The 20804-nt window shown below is 69.8% G+C and carries 20 protein-coding genes and 1 rRNA gene; 10 read left to right on the forward strand and 11 right to left on the reverse strand.

Going from position 1 to position 20804, the window contains the following annotated elements:
* The 5 genes from VGR06_RS42915 to VGR06_RS42935 form a co-directional block, all read right to left on the reverse strand.
* Positions 1-409 (reverse strand): 16S ribosomal RNA (locus VGR06_RS42915); the annotation flags it as partial.
* Positions 410-869: 460 nt separating this feature from the next.
* Positions 870-1148, reverse strand: coding sequence for a DUF6058 family natural product biosynthesis protein (locus VGR06_RS42920; RefSeq protein WP_327565022.1), 279 nt, complete (start codon positions 1146-1148; stop codon positions 870-872).
* The gene (locus tag VGR06_RS42925) at positions 1106-1537 is read right to left on the reverse strand and encodes a hypothetical protein (protein ID WP_327565023.1); all 432 of its coding nucleotides are present in this window, start codon (positions 1535-1537) and stop codon (positions 1106-1108) included. Before VGR06_RS42925 ends, VGR06_RS42920 begins: the two co-directional genes overlap by 43 nt.
* Before the next feature lie 63 nt (positions 1538-1600).
* Complete coding sequence (glnA, locus tag VGR06_RS42930; protein WP_327565024.1) at positions 1601-2944, reverse strand: type I glutamate--ammonia ligase; 1344 nt, start codon at positions 2942-2944, stop codon at positions 1601-1603.
* 9 nt (positions 2945-2953) lie between these two features.
* Complete coding sequence (locus tag VGR06_RS42935; protein WP_327565041.1) at positions 2954-4225, reverse strand: MFS transporter; 1272 nt, start codon at positions 4223-4225, stop codon at positions 2954-2956.
* An 80-nt stretch (positions 4226-4305) separates the two neighbouring features.
* On the opposite strand from VGR06_RS42935, the gene VGR06_RS42940 reads away from it, so the two are divergent.
* The 3 genes from VGR06_RS42940 to VGR06_RS42950 all read left to right on the forward strand — a co-directional run bounded on the left by VGR06_RS42940 (position 4306) and on the right by VGR06_RS42950 (position 8146).
* Positions 4306-5268: a GlxA family transcriptional regulator gene (locus tag VGR06_RS42940; protein WP_327565025.1), complete on the forward strand. Its 963-nt coding sequence runs from the start codon at positions 4306-4308 to the stop codon at positions 5266-5268.
* A gap of 666 nt (positions 5269-5934) precedes the next feature.
* Positions 5935-6615 carry an LppX_LprAFG lipoprotein gene (locus tag VGR06_RS42945; protein ID WP_327565026.1) on the forward strand — a complete coding sequence of 227 codons (681 nt, stop codon included), beginning with the start codon at positions 5935-5937 and terminating at the stop codon, positions 6613-6615.
* A 1-nt stretch (position 6616) separates the two neighbouring features.
* The gene (locus tag VGR06_RS42950; RefSeq protein WP_327565027.1) at positions 6617-8146 is read left to right on the forward strand and encodes an MFS transporter; all 1530 of its coding nucleotides are present in this window, start codon (positions 6617-6619) and stop codon (positions 8144-8146) included.
* Here the strand turns inward: VGR06_RS42950 and VGR06_RS42955 are convergent.
* Positions 8113-9663, reverse strand: coding sequence for an alpha/beta hydrolase (locus VGR06_RS42955; RefSeq protein WP_327565028.1), 1551 nt, complete (start codon positions 9661-9663; stop codon positions 8113-8115). The genes VGR06_RS42950 and VGR06_RS42955 overlap by 34 nt on opposite strands.
* A 138-nt stretch (positions 9664-9801) precedes the next feature.
* On the opposite strand from VGR06_RS42955, the gene secA2 reads away from it, so the two are divergent.
* The gene (gene secA2 / locus VGR06_RS42960; RefSeq protein ID WP_327565029.1) at positions 9802-12162 is read left to right on the forward strand and encodes an accessory Sec system translocase SecA2; all 2361 of its coding nucleotides are present in this window, start codon (positions 9802-9804) and stop codon (positions 12160-12162) included.
* A gap of 60 nt (positions 12163-12222) precedes the next feature.
* The gene (locus tag VGR06_RS42965) at positions 12223-13938 is read left to right on the forward strand and encodes an NAD+ synthase (RefSeq protein ID WP_327565030.1); all 1716 of its coding nucleotides are present in this window, start codon (positions 12223-12225) and stop codon (positions 13936-13938) included.
* Positions 13939-14178: 240 nt separating this feature from the next.
* Here the strand turns inward: VGR06_RS42965 and VGR06_RS42970 are convergent, their stop codons facing one another.
* Both VGR06_RS42970 and VGR06_RS42975 read right to left on the reverse strand, forming a co-directional pair.
* Positions 14179-14769: a DUF4232 domain-containing protein gene (locus tag VGR06_RS42970; protein WP_327565031.1), complete on the reverse strand. Its 591-nt coding sequence runs from the start codon at positions 14767-14769 to the stop codon at positions 14179-14181.
* A gap of 58 nt (positions 14770-14827) precedes the next feature.
* Positions 14828-15445, reverse strand: coding sequence for a nitroreductase family protein (locus tag VGR06_RS42975; protein WP_327565032.1), 618 nt, complete (start codon positions 15443-15445; stop codon positions 14828-14830).
* Positions 15446-15597: 152 nt separating this feature from the next.
* Here VGR06_RS42975 and panB point away from each other — a divergent pair, with 152 nt between their 5' ends.
* Positions 15598-16458, forward strand: a complete 861-nt coding sequence (panB, locus tag VGR06_RS42980) for a 3-methyl-2-oxobutanoate hydroxymethyltransferase (protein ID WP_327565033.1) — start codon at positions 15598-15600, stop codon at positions 16456-16458.
* A gap of 63 nt (positions 16459-16521) precedes the next feature.
* On the opposite strand, the gene VGR06_RS42985 is transcribed toward panB, so the two are convergent.
* The gene (locus tag VGR06_RS42985) at positions 16522-17457 is read right to left on the reverse strand and encodes a glutathione S-transferase family protein (protein WP_327565034.1); all 936 of its coding nucleotides are present in this window, start codon (positions 17455-17457) and stop codon (positions 16522-16524) included.
* Between the two features lie 35 nt (positions 17458-17492).
* Here VGR06_RS42985 and pip point away from each other — a divergent pair, with 35 nt between their 5' ends.
* The gene (gene pip, locus VGR06_RS42990) at positions 17493-18449 is read left to right on the forward strand and encodes a prolyl aminopeptidase (protein WP_327565035.1); all 957 of its coding nucleotides are present in this window, start codon (positions 17493-17495) and stop codon (positions 18447-18449) included.
* Here pip and VGR06_RS42995 read toward each other — a convergent pair.
* Both VGR06_RS42995 and VGR06_RS43000 read right to left on the reverse strand, forming a co-directional pair.
* The gene (locus tag VGR06_RS42995) at positions 18412-18627 is read right to left on the reverse strand and encodes a DUF397 domain-containing protein (RefSeq protein ID WP_327565036.1); all 216 of its coding nucleotides are present in this window, start codon (positions 18625-18627) and stop codon (positions 18412-18414) included. The two genes, pip and VGR06_RS42995, sit on opposite strands and share 38 nt — an antisense overlap.
* The gene (locus VGR06_RS43000) at positions 18624-19469 is read right to left on the reverse strand and encodes a helix-turn-helix transcriptional regulator (RefSeq protein WP_327565037.1); all 846 of its coding nucleotides are present in this window, start codon (positions 19467-19469) and stop codon (positions 18624-18626) included. Before VGR06_RS43000 ends, VGR06_RS42995 begins: the two co-directional genes overlap by 4 nt.
* 99 nt (positions 19470-19568) lie before the next feature.
* Between VGR06_RS43000 and VGR06_RS43005 the strand changes: the two genes are divergently transcribed.
* From VGR06_RS43005 to VGR06_RS43015, 3 genes are all read left to right on the forward strand, one after another.
* A complete protein-coding gene (locus VGR06_RS43005; protein WP_327565038.1) occupies positions 19569-19904 on the forward strand; it encodes a hypothetical protein in 336 nt (111 codons plus the stop codon).
* A gap of 8 nt (positions 19905-19912) precedes the next feature.
* On the forward strand, positions 19913-20128 hold the full coding sequence (locus tag VGR06_RS43010) for a hypothetical protein (protein ID WP_327565039.1): 216 nt from the start codon (positions 19913-19915) through the stop codon (positions 20126-20128).
* A 40-nt stretch (positions 20129-20168) separates the two neighbouring features.
* A partial coding sequence (locus tag VGR06_RS43015) for a hypothetical protein (protein WP_327565040.1) occupies positions 20169-20804 on the forward strand: 636 nt, incomplete at its 3' end.

Genomic DNA, 20804 nt, shown 5'->3' on the forward strand with positions numbered 1-20804 from the left:
GTCATCCCTCACGCGGCGTCGCTGCATCAGGCTTGCGCCCATTGTGCAATATTCCCCACTGCTGCCTCCCGTAGGAGTCTGGGCCGTGTCTCAGTCCCAGTGTGGCCGGTCGCCCTCTCAGGCCGGCTACCCGTCGTCGCCACGGTAGGCCATCACCCCACCGTCAAGCTGATAGGCCGCGGGCCCACCCCATACCGCCAAAACTTTCCACCCCCCACCATGCGGCGAAAGGTCATATCCGGTATTAGACCCAGTTTCCCAGGCTTATCCCAGAGTACAGGACAGATTACCCACGTGTTACTCACCCGTTCGCCACTAACCCACCACCGAAGCGATGAGCCCGTTCGACTTGCATGTGTTAAGCACGCCGCCAGCGTTCGTCCTGAGCCAGGATCAAACTCTCCAAAAAAACCTGACTCCATCAAAGACCAACCCACAGGTCAGCCCAACTCAAAGAAACCCCAAACGAGGGATCCTTCATATAAGCTCTACTGGCTTAATCTATCGACACACTGTTGAGTTCTCAAACAACACACGCACACCCATCACACGCCCACGTTCGTAGACGTGATCAAAGGGCTGGTATCTCGTAGTTCCTGATCTTACGCCGAGCCGGTCCCACCCTTCGAAGGGTGGTGCCTCTGCTCAGGCAACCCGTTCACTCTACCCGGTCCGCTTCGGGGTGTCAACCCCTCTGGCCCGGGAGGAGCCGAGCCACTGATTAGTGTATCAGAGGCCTGGCTTCCCACTGAACGGGCCGGGGTCGCTACTCCCAGCGGGTTCAGCGCGGTTCTTGGCTGCGGAAAAGTTAGGGCACGGACCGTGACGAAGTCAAATCGGCTGGTCAGAGGGGGTGTCCGCGCACCGGGTCAGCATGCGGCAGCCATCGGATCGGCGGTGAGATCGGGTGTGTTGCCGAACGGAAAGCGCGCGCGAATGGCGTCAATAAGGGTGTCCCGGGACGTTGGGCCGCCGAAGCGGAGCCGGTCGTACCCGGTGAACGGGAGCTCCACCGACTCCAGCTCGTCCACCAGGATGTGCAGCCGGGCGAGCCACAGCGCGGACCCGGGCTTCGGCTCGGCCAGCGCATCCCGGATCGCGGAGGTCAGCCGGTCCTTGGGGGTACTGGCGCTACGCCATCGAGCCAATGAGTGTGACTGTGTCCCGGCCGCACCGAGCGCAGGCACACGTACTGGCCGCTCAGGTACGACCGCCACTCCTCGGCAGCCTTGCCCTGGTCGGCCCACCAGGAGCGGAACCACGCCGGTAACCGCTCGATCCCACCCGCGCGGCCGGCCAGGTCGAGCAGGTCGGCCGGCACCATCTCGACCCCGTCCGAACGCAGGTAGCCGGGCAGCGGTAACCGCCCGGCCAGCATGTGCGCGCGGACCTGGTCGGGCGTCTCGTCCCGGCCGACGCACAACTCATCCAGCGTCACGAAGTGCCGGTCGACGTAGACGTCGTCGACCGGCGTCATGAGGTGGTTCCCGTTCACCTCGACGTACCTGGCAGCGACCCGACGGGCTAGCTCCGACATGCCCCGGACGCTAGACCGGGCCACCGACAGTTTCTGATTCTCGGCTCGATCGCGTAGCGCGAGTTACAGCACGGGCAGGAGGGTGCGCAGCTCATAGGGGGTGACGCTGCGCCGGTAGGCGTCCCACTCGGTGCGCTTGTTGCGCAGGAAGAAGTCGAAGACATGCTCGCCGAGGGTCTCCGCGAGCAGCTCCGAGCGCTCCATCTCGGCGAGCGCCTCGCCCAGGTTCTGCGGCAGGTTGTCGTAGCCGGCGGCCCGGCGCTCGGCGTCGGTGAGCGACCACACGTCGTCCTCGGCGGCCGGCGTCAGCTCGTAGCCTTCGGCGATGCCCTTCAGCCCGGCGGCCAGGATCACCGCGAAAGCCAGGTACGGGTTGCACGCCGAGTCCAGGCTGCGGATCTCCACCCGGCGGGAGGACGCCTTGCCCGGCGAGTACATCGGCACCCGGACCAGCGCGGACCGGTTCGCGTGGCCCCAGCAGACCGCGGTCGGCGCCTCCCCGCCGACGATCAGCCGCTTGTAGGAGTTCACCCATTGGTTGGTCACCGCGGAGATCTCCCGGGCGTGCCGGAGCAGCCCGGCCACGAACGCCTTGCCGGTGCCGGAGAGCTCGTAGGGGTCCGCGGCGTCGTAGAAGGAGTTCCGGTCGCCCTCGAACAGGCTCAGGTGGGTGTGCATGCCGGAGCCGGGCTGGTCGGAGAACGGCTTGGGCATGAACGAGGCCCGCACGCCCTGGGTGATCGCCACCTCCTTGACCACGTACCGGAACGTCATCACGTTGTCCGCCATGGTCAGGGCGTCGGCGTAGCGCAGGTCGATCTCCTGCTGGCCGGGGGCGCCCTCGTGGTGGCTGAACTCCACCGAGATCCCCATCGCCTCGAGCGTCTCGATGGCGTGCCGGCGGAAGTGCGCCGCGGTGGCGTGCGCGGACTGGTCGAAGTACCCGCCGTTGTCCGCGGGCACCGGCTCCTGCCCGTCCGTGGGGAGGTCGGTGAGCAGGAAGAACTCGATCTCCGGGTGCACGTAGCAGGTGAACCCGGCCTCGCTGGCTCTGGACAGGGTCCGGCGCAGCACGTGCCGGGGATCGGCCCAGGACGGGGAGCCGTCCGGCATGGCGATGTCGCAGAACATCCGGGCCGAGTAGTGGTGCCCCTCCGGGGTCTCCCACGGCAGCACCTGGAAGGTGGCCGGGTCGGGCCGGGCCACCATGTCGGACTCGTAGACCCGGGCGAAACCCTCGATGGCGGAGCCGTCGAAGCCGATGCCCTCGGCGAACGCTCCCTCGAGCTCGGCCGGGGCGATGGCCACCGACTTGAGGAACCCCTGCACGTCGGTGAACCACAACCGGACAAACCGGATGTCGCGCTCTTCCAATGTGCGCAGGACGAACTCTTGCTGCCGATCCATGCGGGCAGCCTAGGTAGATCGTGTTAACGCGATGTTTCGGCCCCTGATGCTGATAGAGAACAGGGCGGCCAGCACGCACAGGCCGCCGGCGAGGTAGAACGCGAGGCGGTAGTCGCCGAGCGAGTCACGGATGGCGCCGGCGCCGGTCGCGGCGAGGGCGGCGCCGAGCTGGTGGGCGGCGAACACCCAGCCGAACACGACGGGGCCGTCGGCGCCGAACTGCTCGCGGCAGAGGGCGACGGTCGGTGGCACGGTGGCGATCCAGTCCAGGCCGTAGAACACGATGAACACCCAGGTGCTGGGCTCGGTGTGCGGGGCGAGCAGGGACGGCAGGATCAGCAGGGACAGGCCGCGCAGCGTGTAGTAGGCGCCGAGCAGCGCGCGGGGGTCGATCCGGTCGGTGAGCCAGCCGGAGAGGACCGTGCCGGCCACGTCGAAGACGCCGATCAGGGCGAGCAGTGAGGCGGCGGTGGTGGGCGGCATGCCGTGGTCGTGCGCGGCGGAGACGAAGTGCGTGCCGATCAGACCGTTGGTGGACATGCCGCAGATGGCGAACCCACCGGCGAGCAGCCAGAACGTGGACGTGCGGCTGGCGTCGCGGAGCATCCGCAGGGCCCGGGCCACGCTGCTGCCGGACGCCGGACCGGTGACCGCGGCCGGCTCGTCCGGGCTCGCGCCGTAGGCCGTGGTGCCGACGTCGGCCGGGTAGTCCCGGAGCATCAGCAGGACCAGCGGCACGACGGCGAGCGCGGCGACGGCGACGACCAGCGCGGGCGTGCGCCAGCCGTGCGCGGTGGCCAGCGCCGCGACCAGCGGTAGGAAGATCAGCTGGCCGGTGGCGCCGGCGGCGGTGAGGATGCCGCTGACCAGGCCGCGGTGCCGAACGAACCAGCGGCCGGTGACGGTGGCCACGAACGTCATGGCCATCGAGCCTGTGCCCAGCCCCACCAGCACGCCCCAGCACAGCAGCAACTGCCAGCTCTCGGTCATGAACACGGTGAGCCCGGAGCCGGCGGCCACCAGGACCAGCGCGCCGGACACCACGCGGCGCATGCCGACCCGGTCCATCAGCGCCGCGGCGAATGGGGAGAACAGGCCGAACAGCACCAGGTTGATCGACACCGCGGCCGCGATCGTGGCCCGGGACCAGCCGAACTCCTCGTGCAGCGGGTCGATGAGCACGCTGGGCACGGCCCGGAAGCCGGCGGCGCCGATCAGCGTCACGAACGCCACCCCGGCGACGAGCCAGGCGCGGTGCAACACACGGGTCCGTACCTGCAGTTGGGTCACGGAGAGCAGCCTCGGTGACCAGGTCGGACAGAACCAGTGGCCGGATTGCCAATATGTGCAAGGATCTGGCCATGACCCCGCACCGGGTGGCCGTGCTCGCGCTGGACGAGGTGATCGGCTACGACATGTCCATCCCGCCGCAGATCTTCAACGCGGCCACCGACGAGCACGGCGAAAGCCGCTACGACGTGCGGATCTGTGGCCTGGACCGGTCGCCGCTGCGGGTCCACTCCGGGTACGCCATGGTCCCCGACCACGGCCGGGAGGCGCTGGCCGGCGCGGACACGGTGATCATCCCCGGCACCCGGATCGAGGGGCCGCGGCGGCACGGCACGCTGCCGCCGGAGGTGGCCGGGGCGCTGGAGCTGATCCCGCCCGGCGCGCGGATCATGTCGATCTGCACCGGCGCGTTCGTGCTGGGCGCGGCCGGCATCCTGGACGGGCGGCCGGCCACCACGCACTGGGCCTACGCCGAGCAGTTCCGCCGGCTCTACCCCGAGGTGCGGCTGGACGAGGATGTGCTGTTCGTCGACGACGGCGACGTGCTCACCTCGGCCGGACTTGGCGCCGGCGTGGACCTGTGCCTGCACGTGGTGCGCCGCGACCACGGCCACGAGGTGGCGAACCGGGCGGCCCGGTACTGCGTCGTACCGCCCTGGCGGGACGGCGGCCAGTCGCAGTACATCGAGCGGCAGGTGCCGGAGCCCGGCACCGACGGGACCGCACCGGCCCGGGCCTGGGCGCTGCGCCGGCTGCACCAGCCCCTCGACCTGGCCGCCCTGGCCGGGCACGCGCGGATGAGCGTGCGCACGTTCAGCCGCCGGTTCCGGGAGGAGACCGGGATGTCCCCGGGCACCTGGCTGATCCAGCAACGGGTCCGGCACGCCCGGCGCCTGCTGGAGACCACGGACCTCCCGGTGGACCGCGTCGCCACCGAGTCCGGCCTGGGCACGGCGGCCTCGCTGCGCCAGCATCTGCGCGCGTCGATCGGGGTGTCGCCGCTGGCCTACCGCAAGACGTTCCGGGCATCCTGAGGGTTACGGCGTGCTTGGGAGGTACGTCGGATGTGGCCCTTGGGGGTGCCGGTGGGTGGCCATGCCGGGTTGGTTGATAGGTCGGGTGGCGTTGCAGGGTGGCAGTTGGGTGGGGTGGTCGGGGAAAAGACGGCAGGAACGGGGGACCGGGCGGGGCTGCGGTGGCCGGGCGGCAGGGGCGAGAACCAAGGCGAGGTCGCTTCGCGGCTGGGTGGGGCTGGTGGGGCCACCGTGGCACAAGTGGGTGACAGGAGGATCCATGATCACGGTGATCTTGCTGTCAAAGATCGGCGATTCGGGCTCGCTAACGGCGCCAGGCGCGAGTAAACAGCCCACCGGCGATCATGGCCCACCCCAGCCCCACATCCGAGAAGATCAACGGGACCCCCGGACTCTGAGGCGGCATGTTTGCCGGTGCCATCGGCGTGTTGGCTTCTCGCGTGGGTGTGTTGGCCATAGACGCGCAGCGAGGTTGCTGTCAGACCGCCCTCGGGGATCTACCGGCGCCCGTCCCCTGGGCGTGGCCAACCCGCCAGCGGCCAACACACCGACGCCACGCGCCAACATGGCATCGTCAGGGGCCAACACAACGACGTGAGGGGCCAACACACCGACCGGCGCTGAGCTGCCAGCGGGTTCTCAGGGACGGGGTCCTACGATTCGGACATGGTTGTGCGCCGGATCCTGCTTGGCACGCTTGCCCTCGTCGCCGTGGCCGCCAGCGGCTGCTCCAACGACAAACCGGCGGACCAGGGGTCGTTGCCGGACGGCGCGACGCTGCTGAAGGACGCGGCGGCGGCCACCAAGGACATCAAGACCGCGCACTTCACGCTGACCGCGAACGGGGAGATCCCGAGCATTCCGGTGCACAGCGCGGAGGGCGACCTCAGCCGGGAGGGCGCGGCCAAGGGCACGATCAACATGACCTTGCTGGGGAACCTGTTCGAGGGTGAGTTCGTGCTGGTCAACGGCACGATCTACATCAAGGGCGCGACCGGCGGGTACCAGCAGCTGCCGGCGGCGCTGATCTCGAACCTGTACGACCCGGCGGCGATACTCAACGCCGACCGGGGCATCGCCAAGGTGCTCGTCAGCGTGCAGAACCCGCGGACCGAGGCCAAGGAGACGGTGGACGGCACCTCGGCCTACAAGGTCAGCGGGCGGGTGGCGAAGGACGTGGTGTCCGGCCTCGTCCCGGGCGTCGACTCGGACGTGGACATCACGTTCTGGCTGCGCGAGGACAGCAAGCAGCCGGTGAAGGCGTCGGTCAAGCTGCCGAACTCGGCCACCGTCGACGTCACTCTGTCCAATGTGGACAAGCCGGTCTCGATCACGCCGCCGGTCTGACATGAACCGATCCCGGTCGATCGCGATCACGGCCGGTGGCCTGGCGGTTCTCCTCGGCGCGCTGGACACCTACGTCGTGGTCAGCGTGTTCCGGCAGATCATCGACGACCTCGAGATCCCGGTGAACCATCTGGAGCGGATCACGCCGGTTGTCACCGGGTACCTGCTCGGCTACGTGGCCGCGATGCCGCTGCTCGGGCAGGCCTCGGACCGCTTCGGGCGGAAGGCCGTCCTGCAGGTGTGCCTGGCGCTGTTCATCGCCGGGTCGGTCGTCACGGCGCTTTCGGACGCGTTGCCCGTGCTGGTCACCGGGCGGGTCATCCAGGGCGTGGCCGGCGGCGCGCTGCTGCCGGTGACCATGGCGCTGGCCGCGGACCTCTGGGCGGAGCACCGGCGGTCCACCGTGCTCGGCGCGGTCGGCGCGGCACAGGAGCTGGGCAGCGTGCTCGGACCGCTGTTCGGGATCGCGGTCGCGGCGGTCGCCGGCTGGCGCGGGGTGTTCTGGGTGAACGTGCCGCTCGCCCTGCTGGCCATGGTCGCGGTCCAGTTCACGCTGCCGAACCGGCACGCCACCGCACCGTCCAAAGTGGACGTCACGGGCGGCGCGCTGCTCGCGGTGGTGCTCGGGCTGACCGTGGTCGGGCTGTACAACCCGGATCCGCAGACCCGGGCGATGCCGCCGTGGGGCGGGCCGGTGCTGGCCGGCGCCGGCGTCGCGCTGGTCGCGTTCGTGCTGTGGGAGCTGCGCGCCCGGACCCGGCTGATCGACACCGCCGGCGTGCGGATGGGCCTGTTCCTGGCCGCGCTCGGGGTCAGCCTGGCCGCCGGCGCCGCGCTGATGATCACGCTGGTGGACATCGACCTGTTCGGGCAGAGCCTGCTGCACCAGAACGACCGGGGCAGCGTGCTGCTGCTGTTGCGGTTCCTCGTCGCGCTCCCGGTCGGCGCCCTGCTCGGTGGCTGGCTCGCCGCGCGGATCGGGGACCGCTGGGTGGCGGCCGCCGGCATGCTCGTGGCCGGCGTGGGCTACCTGCTGATCTCCCGGTGGCCGATCGAGGTGCTGGCCACCCCGCACGACATCGGGCCGGTGCTGCTGCCGAGGCTGGACGTCGACCTGGCCGTGGCCGGGCTGGGCCTCGGGCTGGTGATCGCGCCGCTGTCCGCCGCGGTGCTCCGCGTGGTGCCCGCCGCGCAGCACGGTGTGGCCTCGGCCGGTGTGGTGGTGGCCCGGATGACCGGCATGCTGGTCGGCGTGGCCGCGCTCTCCGCGTGGGGGCTGCGCCGGTTCCACGCGCTCACCGCGAACCTGCCCAGCCCGCTGCCGTTCGGCAAGCCCAAGGAGCAGTACGACCAGGAGGTCGCGGTCTACCGGCGGGCGGTCGACGAGGCGCTGCTCACCGAGTACCACGGGATCTTCCTGATCACCGCCGTGGTCTGCGTGGCCGCGGCACTGCTCGCCCTGCTGATCGGGCGCCGGGCCACCGCGGCGGCCGAACCTCAGCTGCAGCGGGTGTCGGCCGGCGGTAGCTGAAGATCGACGAGATACTTCGTGCCGGCGTCGTCCACGCACTTGTCGCCCTGCAGGAACGCGGTGTGCTGGGTGCCCTCGAAGGTCAGCAACCCGCCGCCGAGCGCCTTGGCCAGGTTCACCCCGGCCGCGTACGGCGTCGCCGGGTCGTTGGTCGTGGAGACCACCAGCACCGCCGGGAGCCCGGTGATGCTCGGCAGGTGCGGCTGCCCGGTGTTCGGCACCGGCCAGAACGCGCAGGCGTCCAGCGCGGCGCTCGGCGGGTTGCCGTCGTCCAGGAACGGCGCCACCTCCTTGTACCGCCGCTGCGCCTCCAGCACCACGGTGTGGTCGGTGACCCGCGGGTCGTCCACGCAGCGGATCGCGGTGAAGGCGTCCTGGGTGGTCGAGTAGCGGCCGTCCTGGCCGCGCTCCAGGTAGGCGTCGGCGAGCAGCATCAGCGTGCTGGCGCGGTTGTTCTTCAGCTCGGTCAGCCCGGTGTTGAGGTACTCCCACAGGTCCTGCGAGTAGAGCGCCTGGACCACGGCGGTGGTGGCGTCGGAGTAGGAGAGCTTCCGGCCGTCGTCCACGTCGATCGGGCGCTGGGCCAGCGGGCGGACCAGACCCAGGTACGTGGTCAGCGCCTTGACCGGGTCCTGGCCGAGCGCGCAGTCCTGCCGCTTGACGCACCACTGCACCCAGTTGTCGAACGCCTTCTGGAACCCCGCGCCCTGCGCGACCAGCTCGTCCACGGCGTTCTGGTTCGGGTCCAGCGCGCCGTCCAGGACCAGGGCCCGGACGTTCTTCGCGAACGTCTCGGCGTAGGTGCTGCCGATCCGGGTGCCGTAGGAGTAGCCGAGGTAGGTCAGCTTCTCGTCACCGAGCGCGGAGCGCAGCACGTCCAGGTCCTTGACCACGTCCCGGGTGCCCAGGTTGGCCAGCATCGCCGGGCCCTTGCCGGTGCGCTCGGCGCACTTCGCCGCGTAGTCCTTCATGTCGGCCTCGACCTTGGCCACCCCCGCCGGCGAGGCGTCCAGCTCGTCGTCTTCGGCGCGCTCCTGGTCCCGCTCCTTGTCGGTGAGGCAGTGGATCGTCGGCTCGCTGGCCCCCACCCCGCGTGGGTCGAAGCCGACGAAGTCGAACCGGTCGACGAGGGTGCCCTTGGCCTTCGTGACGAGCAGGGCGGCGGTGGACATCCCGGACGCGCCCGGGCCGCCGGGGTTGATCACCAGCGAGCCGATCCGCTGGTCCTTGCGGGCGGCCGGGTGCCGGAGCACGCCGATCGTGATCGTGTCGGCGTCCGGCCGGCCGTAGTCCAGCGGCACGAGCAGCCGGGTGCACTGCAGGTCCCGGCCGCGCATGGCCGACGCGTCCTGCTCGGTCGTGGCGTAGGACTTGCAGTCGCCCCAGCTCAGCGCCTGCCCGTAGAACCTGGCCAGGCCGTCGGGGACCGGGCCGGTCGGCCCGCGCTGCTCGATCACCGGCGCCACCGCCGTGCCGGCCAGGCTCGTCGTGCACGATGCCACGAGCGCGAGCACCATGGCCCCTAGGGAGAGAGCGGCGCGCGGAGACCGAGTCACGTTCGTGATAGTGCCATCACCCCGGGTCGGAACTCATCTACCGTGCTGCACCGTTACCGTGCATGGGGCACATTCTTTTCACGCGAGGAGGCCTGAGGAGTGGCTGCGTTTCTGCGGCGGGTCAAGGGCGGGTTCCAACGTTTCCTTGAGCGTCCGGCCACCGTGGACCTCTCGCACTACGAGAAGGTTCTCAAGTCCATCGGCTGGCACGAGAGCCGGATGGAGAAGCTCACCGACGACGAGCTGGTCGAGGCCGCGGCCAAGCTCCGGCGGGCGGCGGACGACGAGGGTGAGCCGTTCGACGACCACGAGCTGACCGAGCTGTGCGCGCTCGGCCGGGAAGCCGCCCGGCGGGCGCTGTCCGAGCGGCCGTTCGACGTGCAGCTCATCGGCACGATGGAGCTGCTGGCCGGGCACGTGGTGCAGATGGCCACCGGTGAGGGCAAGACGCTGGCCGGCGCGCTGGCCGCGGCCGGGTACGCCCTGCAGGGCAACCCGGTGCACGTGATGACCGTCAACGACTACCTGGCCCAGCGCGACGCCGAGTGGATGGGGCCGGTGTACCGGCTGCTCGGGGTCTCGGTCGGCCACGTGAGCCAGACGTCGACGCGGGAGGAGCGCCGGGCGGCCTACGCGGCGGACGTCTGCTACGGCTCGGTCAGCGAGATCGGCTTCGACGTGCTGCGCGACCGGCTGTGCACCGAGGCCGAGGGCCCGGAGGGGCCGGTGCAGCGGGCACCCGGCGTGGTGCTGGTGGACGAGGCCGACTCGGTGCTGGTCGACGAGGCCAAGGTGCCGCTGGTGATGGCCGGCTCGTCCGAGGACAACCAGGCCGATCCGGAGGTGGCCAAGGTCGTCCGGGTGCTCCAGCCGGGCACGCACTTCCAGCGCGACGAGGAGGGCCGCAACGCCTGGCTCACCGACCGCGGCGCGCAGATCGTGGAGCGGGCCCTCGGCGGCATCGACCTCTACTCCGGTGAGCACAGCGACCGGCTGGCCGCGGTGAACGCCGCGCTGCACGCGCACGCGCTGCTGGAGCGGGACATCGACTACATCGTCCGCGACGGCAAGGTGCACCTGATCAACACCTCGCGCGGCCGGATCGCGTTGCTGCAGCGGTGGCCGGACGGGCTGCAGGCGGCGGTGGAGGCCAAGGAGCGGCTGGCGCCGACGGAGAGCGGCGAGGTGCTCGACTCGATCACCGTGCAGGGCCTGATCGGGCGCTACCCCACGGTGTGCGGCATGACCGGCACGGCGGTCGCGGTGGCCGAGCAGCTCCGCGAGTTCTACCAGCTGCGGGTCGCGGTGATCCCGCCGAACACGCCGTGCGTCCGCGAGGACGAGCCGGACCGGATCCACGTCACCGAGGAGGACAAGGAGGCCGCGATCATCGCCGAGATCGTGGCCACGCACGAGAGCGGCCGGCCCATCCTGATCGGCACGCTGGACGTGGCCGAGTCGGAGCGGCTGGCGAACAAGCTGGCGACGGCGAACGTGCCGTGCGTGGTGCTCAACGCCAAGAACGACGCGCAGGAGGCCGCGATCATCGCGGAGGCGGGCACGCTCGGCGCGGTCACCGTGTCCACCCAGATGGCCGGCCGCGGCACGGACATTCGCTTGGGCGGCAAGGACTCCGTTCAGCGGGAGAAGATCGCCGAGCTGGGGGGCCTGTACGTGATCGGCACCGGGCGGTACCCGTCGAGCCGGCTGGACGACCAGCTGCGCGGGCGGGCCGGGCGGCAGGGCGACCCGGGCGGCTCGGTGATGTTCGCCAGCTTCCAGGACGAGCTGGTGCAGGTGTACGCGCCGGACGTCGCCGCGGGGAGCAAGCCGGACGGCAAGGGCCGGGTCGAGGACGCCACCTCGCAGCGCTTCATCGACCACGCCCAGCGCGTCGCCGAGGGCGTGCACCTGGAGATCCACCGCAACACCTGGCGGTACACCCGGCTCATCGAGCACCAGCGCGGCGTGCTGCTCGAGCACCGCGACGAGCTGCTGACCACCGACCTCGCGGCCACCGAGCTCGCGGCGCTGTGCGGCGAGCGGTGGCGGGAGCTGGACGACACGATCGACGAGGACGTGCTCACCGAGGCGGCCCGGCAGATCATGCTCTACCACCTGGACCGCTGCTGGACCGAGCACCTGGCGTACCTGACCGACGTGCGGGAGACCATCCACCTGCGGGCGCTGGCCCGGGAGACGCCGATCGACGAGTTCCACCGGGCCGCCATCCCGGCCTTTCGCAAGATCATGGACGAGATCGGCGAGCGCTCGGCGGAGACGTTCGGCACGGCCACGATCACCGATGACGGCGTCGACCTGGCGGAGGCCGGGCTGCAGCGGCCCACCTCGACCTGGACCTACCTGGTGCACGACAACCCGTTCGACACCGACGCCGAGCAGGCGCTGCAGCGGGTGCGGGCGATGCTCAAGAAGGTCCGCGGCGCCAAGCGGCGCTGACCGGGCGGTCCGGAGTGCGATGAAGGGGGCCTTCCTCACGCCCAGTGGGAGGATGGCGGCATGCCTCAACTACGGCTTGCTCTGGCCCAGGTCAACGCCACCGTCGGGGATCTCGCCGGGAACGCCTCGCTGGTCCTGGAGTGGACCCGCAAGGCGGCCGAGGCGGGCGCGCACGTGGCGGTGTTCCCGGAGATGGTGCTCACCGGATACCCCGTCGAAGACCTGGCGCTGCGCGCGTCCTTCGCCGAGGCGTCGAAGAAAACCCTTGCCGCGCTTGCGGTTCGGCTGGCCGACGCGGGCTGCGGTGAGGTCGTCTGCTACGTGAGCTACCTGGACCGGGACGAGGTCGGGGCCCGGGACGCGGCCGCCGCGCTGTACCGCGGGGAGGTCGCGGCCACGCAGTTCAAGCACCACCTGCCCAACTACGGCGTGTTCGACGAGCGGCGGTACTTCAAGCCCGGGGAGAGCCTGGACATCCTGCGCGTGCACGGGCTCGAGGTCGGCATGGTGATCTGCGAGGACATCTGGCAGGACGGCGGGCCGATCGCGGCTCTGGGCCAGGCCGGCGTCGATCTCGTGGTGGCCCCGAACGCCTCGCCGTACGAGCGCAACAAGGACGACGTGCGGCTGCCGCTCGTGGCCCGGCGCGCGCGGGAGGCGGGCGCGCCGCTGGTCTACGTGAACCTGGTCGGCGGGCAGGACGAGCTGGTGTTCGACGGGGACTCGCTGGTGGTGGGCGCGGACGGCACGCTGATCGCCCGTTCTCCCCAGTTCGTGGAGCACCTGACCGTGCTCGACCTCGACCTGCCGGGCGGGGCGGCGCGGACCTCCGGTGCGGTCGGCGAGTTCGCCGTGCGCCGCCGGGTGCTGTCCGACGAGGTGCTGCCGGCGTACCCGGCCGGGTATCCGGCTTCCGTCGCCGAGCCGCTGTCCGACGAGGCCGAAGTGTGGTCGGCGCTGGTCACGTGCCTGCGGGACTACACGCACAAGAACGGGTTCCGCTCGGTGGTGCTGGGCCTGTCCGGCGGGATCGACTCCGCGGTGGTGGCGGCGCTCGCGGTGGACGCGCTCGGGCCGGACGCGGTGTACGGGGTGTCGATGCCGTCGGTGTACTCCTCCTCGCACTCGCGCTCCGATGCGGAGGAGTTGGCCACGCGGACCGGGCTGCATTTCTCGGTGGCGCCGATCGCGGACATGGTGGCGGCGTTCGTCGGGCCGCTCGGGCTGACCGGACTGGCCGAGGAGAACGTGCAGGCACGCTGCCGGGGGGTGACCCTGATGGGGCTGTCCAACCAGCACGGGCACCTGGTTTTGGCCACCGGCAACAAGACCGAGCTGGCGGTCGGCTACTCGACGATCTACGGCGACGCGGTCGGCGGGTTCGCGCCGATCAAGGACGTGCCGAAGACGCTGGTCTGGGAGCTGGCCCGGTGGCGCAACGCCGAGGCGGACAAGCGCGGAGAGACGCCGCCGATCCCGGAGAACTCGATCGCCAAGCCGCCGTCCGCGGAGCTGCGGCCCGGGCAGCTCGACACCGACTCGCTACCCGACTACGCGCTGCTCGACAAGATCGTCGACGACTACGTGGAGGGCGACCGCGGCTACCACGACCTGATCGCCGCCGGGTACGAACCCGAGCTGGTACAGCAGGTGCTGCGCATGGTCGACCGCGCCGAGTTCAAGCGTCGCCAGTACCCGCCGGGCACCAAGGTCACTTGGAAGGCGTTCGGCCGTGACCGCCGGCTGCCGATCACCAACAAGTGGCGCGAGGGCTGAGGCGTTCAGAAGGGTCCGGCGGCGGCCCTGTTGATCTTCTGGGTGTGGGCTGAGTGGGCCATGATCGCTGTTCGGGGCGGGTTAACCGCGCCAGGCCCGGCCAGGCAACCCGAAACAGCGATTTGGGTCAAGAACCCACTTGTCACCCACTCGTGCCACGGCGACCCCACCAACCGCCACCCGTCAACGTCGCGGGGCTCCCAGCGGACATCCCCACACCGACCTACCCCTAAAACATGCCTAGAAGAGCACGCCCTGGGAGCTCGGCTGCAGGGTGCCGACCTGGACGGATTTCAGCGGCAGCTCGAGGTAGCCGGCCACCTTGCCGTCCGTGCCGATCAGGTTCGCCTTCACCGCGGTGTGGTTCGGCGGGGTGACGGTCACCGAGGTCGCAACGAACGTGCTGGTGTCCGCCTTGTCGCCGAGCACCCATTTGATGCCGGCGAACGCGGTCCGGCCCGGTGCCAAGGTGACCTGTGGGCCGGCGCCGGGCTTCTCGACCTTCTGCTCCGGCACGGCGAGCGCGCCGTTGTTGGCGCCCAGGAACTTCAGCGTCGGCCAGCCCTGGATCGTGACGCTCTGCGATCCGCTGTTGGTCAGGGTCAGCAGCGCCGAGCCCTCCCCCTGGACGGTGAGGTCCGCCTTGAACGACGCCGCGGTGGCCCCGGCCTGGTGGCTGGCCGACGTGGTGTGGGTGGTCGCGGGGGCTGAGGTGGTCGTGGTCGTCGGGGCGGCCGAGCTGCTGCTTCCGGCCGATTGGTTGGAGCCACCGCAGCCGGCCAGGAGAATCAGCGTGGCGGCGGTGACGGTGGACAGCACGAGGGCTCGCATGGCTCGGATCGTCGCACCGAGTCATACCTCTCGCGACCCGGACGGTTACGCATCGTGACTACGACCAGCCGTCCCAGAAGAGCACCTCGTCGACCGGGCGGCGGACGGCCGGCTTGAACGTCTCGCCGGTGTAGTACGCCACCGGGAGCATCGCCGCGGCGCGGGCCGTGGCCGGGGCCCCGACCACCTCGTTGACCGCCTTCTCGTTCTCCACCCACATCGGCGTCGAGCCGAGCCCGCGGGAGCGCAGCGCCAGCTGGAAGCTCCACATCGCGGGGAAGACCGACCCGTAGAGGACCGGTGGCGGGAGCTGCTGGCCGTCGGGTTCGAGCGCGTAGACGAGCATGATCACCGGGGCCTCGTGCAGGTGATCGGTCAGGTAGAGCGCCGACTCCAGCCTTCGGCGCTCGGCACCGACCGCCTCGGCCAGCAGGCCGCGAACGTACGTGGCGTCGCCGCCGGCACGGTGGATGTCGCCGATCGCCGCGCGCTTCCGTTCGTCGGTGACCGCCACCCAGCGCCAGTTCTGCATGTCGGCCGCGCTCGGTGCCTGCGTCGCGAGCCGGACGCACTCGGTGATCACCTCGGGCGGCACCGGCCGGGCCAGGTCCAGCCGCTTGCGCACCGCCCGCGTCGTGGTCAGCAGGCGGTCCACGGTCTCCAGGTCAAGATCCACGACCCCACTCTGCCAGCGGTGCGCGTGTGAGTCTCGTCGCAAGGACCAGCGAGGGTGGAGGGGGTGGTGCGACGCTTTGTTCGTAAACCCTCCGCACGAACCCGGGGACCCGCGAGAGCTGCGGGCTTCGAGGGGAAGGAAGGTCGACAAAGATGTCAACCGAGCTGGTTGCTCCGTACGGCAACGGCCCATCGGCCGGTGATCCGGCGAAGCCCGCCAAGCGGGTACGCATCCATCATCTGCGGGAGCTCAAGGAGCGCGGCGAGCCGTGGCCCATGCTCACCGCCTACGACATGTACACCGCGGAGCTGTTCGACGAGGCCGGGATTCCGGTGCTGCTGGTCGGCGACTCCGCCTCGAACAACGTGTACGGCTACGACACCTCGCTGCCGGTGACGGTGGACGAGCTGGTGCCGCTTGTGCGGGCGGTGACCCGCTCGGTGAAGCGCGCGCTGGTGGTGGCCGACCTGCCGTTCGGCTCCTACCAGCTGTCCCCCGAGCAGGCGCTGGCCACCTCGGTCCGGTTCATGAAGGAGGGCCGGGCGCACGCGGTGAAGCTCGAGGGCGGCCGGGCGTTCGCGCCGCACGTTCGCGCGATCACCACGGCCGGCGTCCCCGTGATGGGGCATATCGGGTTCACCCCGCAGAGTGAGCACAACCTGGGTGGCTACCGGGTGCAGGGCCGTGGCGACGCCGGCGAGGACGTGCTGGCCGACGCGCTGGCGCTGCAGGAAGCCGGGGCGTTCGCGGTGGTCATGGAGATGGTGCCGGGCGAGGTGGCCAAGAGGGTCACCCACGAGCTGCACATCCCGACGGTCGGCATCGGCGCCGGTCCGGACTGCGACGCCCAGGTGCTGGTCTGGCAGGACATGGCCGGGCTGCGCCGGGGCAGGGCGCCGCGGTTCGTCAAGCGCTACGCCGACATGGCCGGGGTGCTGCTCGGCGCCGCGCAGCAGTTCGCCGCCGACGTCCGGGGCCGGGAGTTCCCGGCGCCGGAGCACGTCTTCCATTAGGCCGAATGCCATGAATGCCACATTTGGGGCATTGAGCGCCCTAAATGTGGCATTCATAGCACTTCACCCCCGGCCGTGCGGGGCGTCCCAGCCGGCCGGGTCGGGCCCGAGCGGGACGATCCCGGTCGGGTTGATCTGGTGGTGTGTCACGTAGTAGTGCCGCTTGATGTGGTCGAAGTCGACCGTGTCGCCGAAGCCGGGCGTCTGGTAGAGGTCGCGGGCGTAGCCCCAGAGGTTGGGCAGTTCCGTGAGCTTGTTGCGGTTGCACTTGAAGTGGCCGTGGTAGACGGCGTCGAACCGGACCAGGGTGGTGAACAGCCGGACGTCCGCTTCGGTGATCGTGTCGCCGACCAGGTAGCGCTGGTCGGCCAGGCGCTCCTCGAGGCGGTCCAGCTCGGCGAACAGGTCGCGGAAGGCCTTCTCGTAGGCCTCCTGGCTGGTGGCGAACCCGCAGCGGTAGACGCCGTTGTTGACGTTGCGGAAAATCGGCTCGACGACCTCGTCGATCCGCGCGCGGAGCCGCTCCGGGTAGAGTTCGGGGGCGTCCAGCTTGTGGAAGGCGCGCCACTCGGCGGACAGATCGAGCGTGATCCGTGGGTAGTCGTTGGTCACCACCTGGCCGGTCTCGATGTCCACAATGGCCGGGACGGTGACGCGCCCGGCGTAGCCCGCGTCGGTGGCGAGGTAGGCCTCGGACAGGTACCGGATCTTGAGGACCGGGTCGCGGTCGTCGGGGTCGAGGGTGAATCGCCAGCCCTTCTCGTCGCGGATCGGGTCGACGACGGCGAAGGAGATGGCGTCCTCCAGACCGAGCAGGCGGCGCACGATGATCGAGCGGTGCGCCCACGGGCACGCCAGGCTCACCACCAGCCGGTAGCGGCCCGGCTCGGCCTTCCAGCCCGACGAGCCGTCCGCGGTGATCCGGCCGGTGAACCGGTTGGGCTGGCGCACGAACTCGCCGCGGGTGGACGTCTCCTTGCCGAACTGCGCGGTGGTCATACGTCGAGCCTAGGCACTACGGCAGAGTGTGGCCCATGCGTGGTTTGTATCCCGCGATCGAGGCGCACGACCGCGGCCTGCTCGACGTCGGCGACGGGCACCGGATCTACTGGGAGGTCAGCGGCAACCCTTCCGGGAAGCCGGCCGTCTTCCTGCACGGCGGCCCGGGTAGCGGCACGCATCCCTTGCAGCGCAGGATGTTCGACCCCGCCGCCTACCGGATCGTCCTCTTCGACCAGCGCGGCTGCGGCCAGAGCACCCCGCACGTGCGCACCGGCGCCGGCCTGGCGGACAACACCACCTGGCACCTCGTCGCCGACCTGGAACGCCTCCGCGAGCACCTCGGCATCGAGGCCTGGCAACTCTTCGGCGGCTCCTGGGGCGCGACCCTGGCCGTGGCCTACGCCGAAACCCACCCCGAACGTGTCACCGAGATCATCCTCCGCGGCGTGTTCCTGCTCCGCCGGCTCGAGCTCGACTGGATGTACGGCGGCGGCGCCGGCATGCTCTTCCCCGACGCCTGGGCCCGCTTCGTCGCCACCGTCCCCGATTCCGACGGCGATCTCCTGACGGCCTACCACCGCCTGATCAACTCCCCCGACCCCGCCGCCCGCGCCCGCGCAGCCCTGGCGTGGAGCAACTGGGAAGGCGCCACGGTCTCCCTGCTCCCCAACCCCCAACTCGCCGCCCAGTACGCGGATCCGTCGTTCGCCGTCCCCTTCGCCCGCATCGCTCTGCACTACTTCGTCAACGCCGGCTGGCTGGACCCCGACCAGTTGTTGCGCGACGCCGGCAAACTCACCGGCATCCCCGGCAAAATCGTCCAGGGCCGCTACGACACCGTCACCCCACCCCGCACCGCCTACGACCTCCACCAGTCCTGGCCCGACTCCACCCTCACCCTCCTCCCCCAAGCCGGCCACGCCGTCACCGACCTCGGCATGCTGGACGCCCTCATCCAAGCCACCGACGACTTCCGGTATCGCGCCTGACGAAGTCAAGGAGCCCGGCGAGGTCGCCACGAAGCACACCACCGGCCGGGTTCTTCGAGTCACGGATGCTCACCGTCGGCGCCTCAGCGATGTAGGCGATCTCGACGCACGCCGTTTCGCTGCCGCTGAAGCTCGACTTGCGCCACACTGCGTAACTGAACTCCACGTGGTGTCTCACTTCCTGTCGTAGTCGGCTGCTACGGCGGCCAGGAACTCGCTGGTGTCGGCGGGTCCGAGGGCCACAGCTTTCAGCGTATCGGCCAGTTGCTGAAACGGAGTGGTGTCGTCCGGGTCGTCCAGGAACCCGGACGCCTGCTTGTGCTCCAAGTGCACGATGTCCAGTGCCTTGGCGAACTGAAGTAGCAGGAAAGGACCGTAGAGCGGGTAGCCACCGCGTTCGAACGGGATCACCTGCACGGTGACGTTCGGCAACTCGGCCAGTTCGATGATCCGCCGGATCTGCGCCGCCATCACGGCCCGGCCGCCGAATGGGCGGCGCAATGCCGCCTCGTCGATGATCGCGGTGTAACGAGGTGGATTCTTCCGGGTGAGCCCCGTTTGCCGGCCGGCACGGGCGGCGACCCGTGGTTCAGTGTCGGCCTCGGGTACGCCGGACGCTTCCATGACCGCGCGCGTATACGCATGGGTCTGCAGCAGACCCGGCACGAACAGCGGCTCGAAGTGGGTTATCCAGGTGGCCTGGGATTCGAAGGTGATCAGGGTGGGGAGTTGCCTGGGCAGCGCGTTGTTGCCGATCTCCCACCAGCCGGTGGGATTGGCGGATCTGGCCAGTGCCAGGACGCGTTCCTTGGCGAGGCCGGTCACGCCGTAGATGGCCATCAGCGCGGAGACCTCTTCCGGTGGCGGCATTCTGGTGCCGAGCTCGGAACGGTTGAGGCTGGCCGAGGAGACTCCGATACGCTTGGCGGCCTCGCGGGTGTTCAGCTTCGCTTGGCGCCGGAGGTCCCGGAGCTCCGCGGCGAGGGCTCGGGCCCGCGACGCGCTGTGCTTGTCGGTCATGCTGGAATCCCAGCAGTAACACCGCCCGGCCCGAAATCGCACAATCGGGTGGCATGTATCAGGTTCGGAGACTTGCCCGGCAAGTGCGACATTGCTCGCATGACAAACGCAACCCGGCTCGAGTTCGACGAACATGGTCACCTCCGGCCGTTCACCGTGGACCAGTGCCTGGCCGTGTTCACCGAATGGGCCGGCCACTACCCCAGCGCCCGGTTCGTGGTGATCGCCATCGAGCCGGACGGCTCCAACGCCTCGACGCTCGGCTGGGGTCTCGCGTTGCCCGACCACGTGGTGACGCACCTGCCCGCGCTCAACCTCACCGGCACGTTCCGCACCGCCGACGATCTCATCCGGCTGCTCCGCCCCGACACGGATGCCCGGGTGATCTGGGTCGACCCCGAACCCGAACAATGGCCGGACGAATCCGACGACTGATCCGCACAGTGGCCGAACCCGTATGGCTGCTGGGATTCTTCACCGGACGCCTGCATGCCGTGCTCGACCGGCGGACCGCCCTGGTCTTCCGCGGCGTGCCGCTGACCTGGTCGGTCTGCGGCGCCCCAGTGGTGATCAACACACAGGGCGCGCGCGGACCGTACTGCGCGGCCTGCGTCCGCCACGTCGGCATTGCCTTCCGCGAGGGGCGCTCGAGCAGATAGTGTCAGTTGCTGACTCCTCGCAAAGCACGGAGATTCGGTAATGGCGAATGATCAGCTCAGCATTCCGGAACGAACAGCGCTGCTGGCGCTGATGACACTCGTGCAGGAGGCATCCAACCCTGATCTCAAAGCCCGATACGGGTTCACGATCGAAAAGCACGTGCGCGAACGGCTGTTTGAGCTGGGCTACATCATCGCTGCTCAAACGGGGCCACACCGGTCGTTCCAGTTTGAGCTGACGGACGAGGGCTGGCGTCGATGCCGCGAGGAGTTGGCCGAGGCAGCACCGCAAGGTGCCAACAGAGGATACCGCGTGCTCTACGGCGTGCTGCGCTGCATGGACATATACATGACAAAGTCGGGACTGAAAATGTCCGACGTCTTCCTCATCGCAGGCGACGATCATTCCAGCACGAGCCCACCTGGGATGCCGGACGTCGAAGAGCGGATTCGTGCTGCATATCAAACCCTGGCTGTGCGACCCGGTGCATGGGTCAGCTTGACCCGATTGCGCGCCACACTCTCCGAGCTACCTCGACATGACGTCGACGAGGCACTGCGTCGAATGTATCTCCAACCACGTGTCTACCTCATCGCGGAGGCGAACCAGAAGACCCTGTCCGAAGCCGACCGGGCGGCGGCGATACGTATCGGCGGTGAGAACAAACACCTGCTG

The organism is Actinophytocola sp., from assembly GCF_036002505.1.
GTDB lineage: Bacteria > Actinomycetota > Actinomycetes > Mycobacteriales > Pseudonocardiaceae > DASYTH01.

Coding starts and splice junctions, on each gene's coding strand:
- VGR06_RS42925 (WP_327565023.1), bottom strand. CDS start 1,537: ATGTCGGAGCTAGCCCGTCGGGTCGCTGCCAGGTACGTCGAGGTGAAC.
- VGR06_RS42945 (WP_327565026.1), top strand. CDS start 5,935: ATGGTTGTGCGCCGGATCCTGCTTGGCACGCTTGCCCTCGTCGCCGTG.
- VGR06_RS42950 (WP_327565027.1), top strand. CDS start 6,617: ATGAACCGATCCCGGTCGATCGCGATCACGGCCGGTGGCCTGGCGGTT.
- VGR06_RS42955 (WP_327565028.1), bottom strand. CDS start 9,663: ATGGTGCTCGCGCTCGTGGCATCGTGCACGACGAGCCTGGCCGGCACG.
- glnA (WP_327565024.1), bottom strand. CDS start 2,944: ATGGATCGGCAGCAAGAGTTCGTCCTGCGCACATTGGAAGAGCGCGAC.
- pip (WP_327565035.1), top strand. CDS start 17,493: ATGCGTGGTTTGTATCCCGCGATCGAGGCGCACGACCGCGGCCTGCTC.
- VGR06_RS42970 (WP_327565031.1), bottom strand. CDS start 14,769: ATGCGAGCCCTCGTGCTGTCCACCGTCACCGCCGCCACGCTGATTCTC.
- VGR06_RS43000 (WP_327565037.1), bottom strand. CDS start 19,469: ATGACCGACAAGCACAGCGCGTCGCGGGCCCGAGCCCTCGCCGCGGAG.
- VGR06_RS42965 (WP_327565030.1), top strand. CDS start 12,223: ATGCCTCAACTACGGCTTGCTCTGGCCCAGGTCAACGCCACCGTCGGG.
- VGR06_RS43005 (WP_327565038.1), top strand. CDS start 19,569: ATGACAAACGCAACCCGGCTCGAGTTCGACGAACATGGTCACCTCCGG.
- VGR06_RS42985 (WP_327565034.1), bottom strand. CDS start 17,457: ATGACCACCGCGCAGTTCGGCAAGGAGACGTCCACCCGCGGCGAGTTC.
- panB (WP_327565033.1), top strand. CDS start 15,598: ATGTCAACCGAGCTGGTTGCTCCGTACGGCAACGGCCCATCGGCCGGT.
- VGR06_RS42940 (WP_327565025.1), top strand. CDS start 4,306: ATGACCCCGCACCGGGTGGCCGTGCTCGCGCTGGACGAGGTGATCGGC.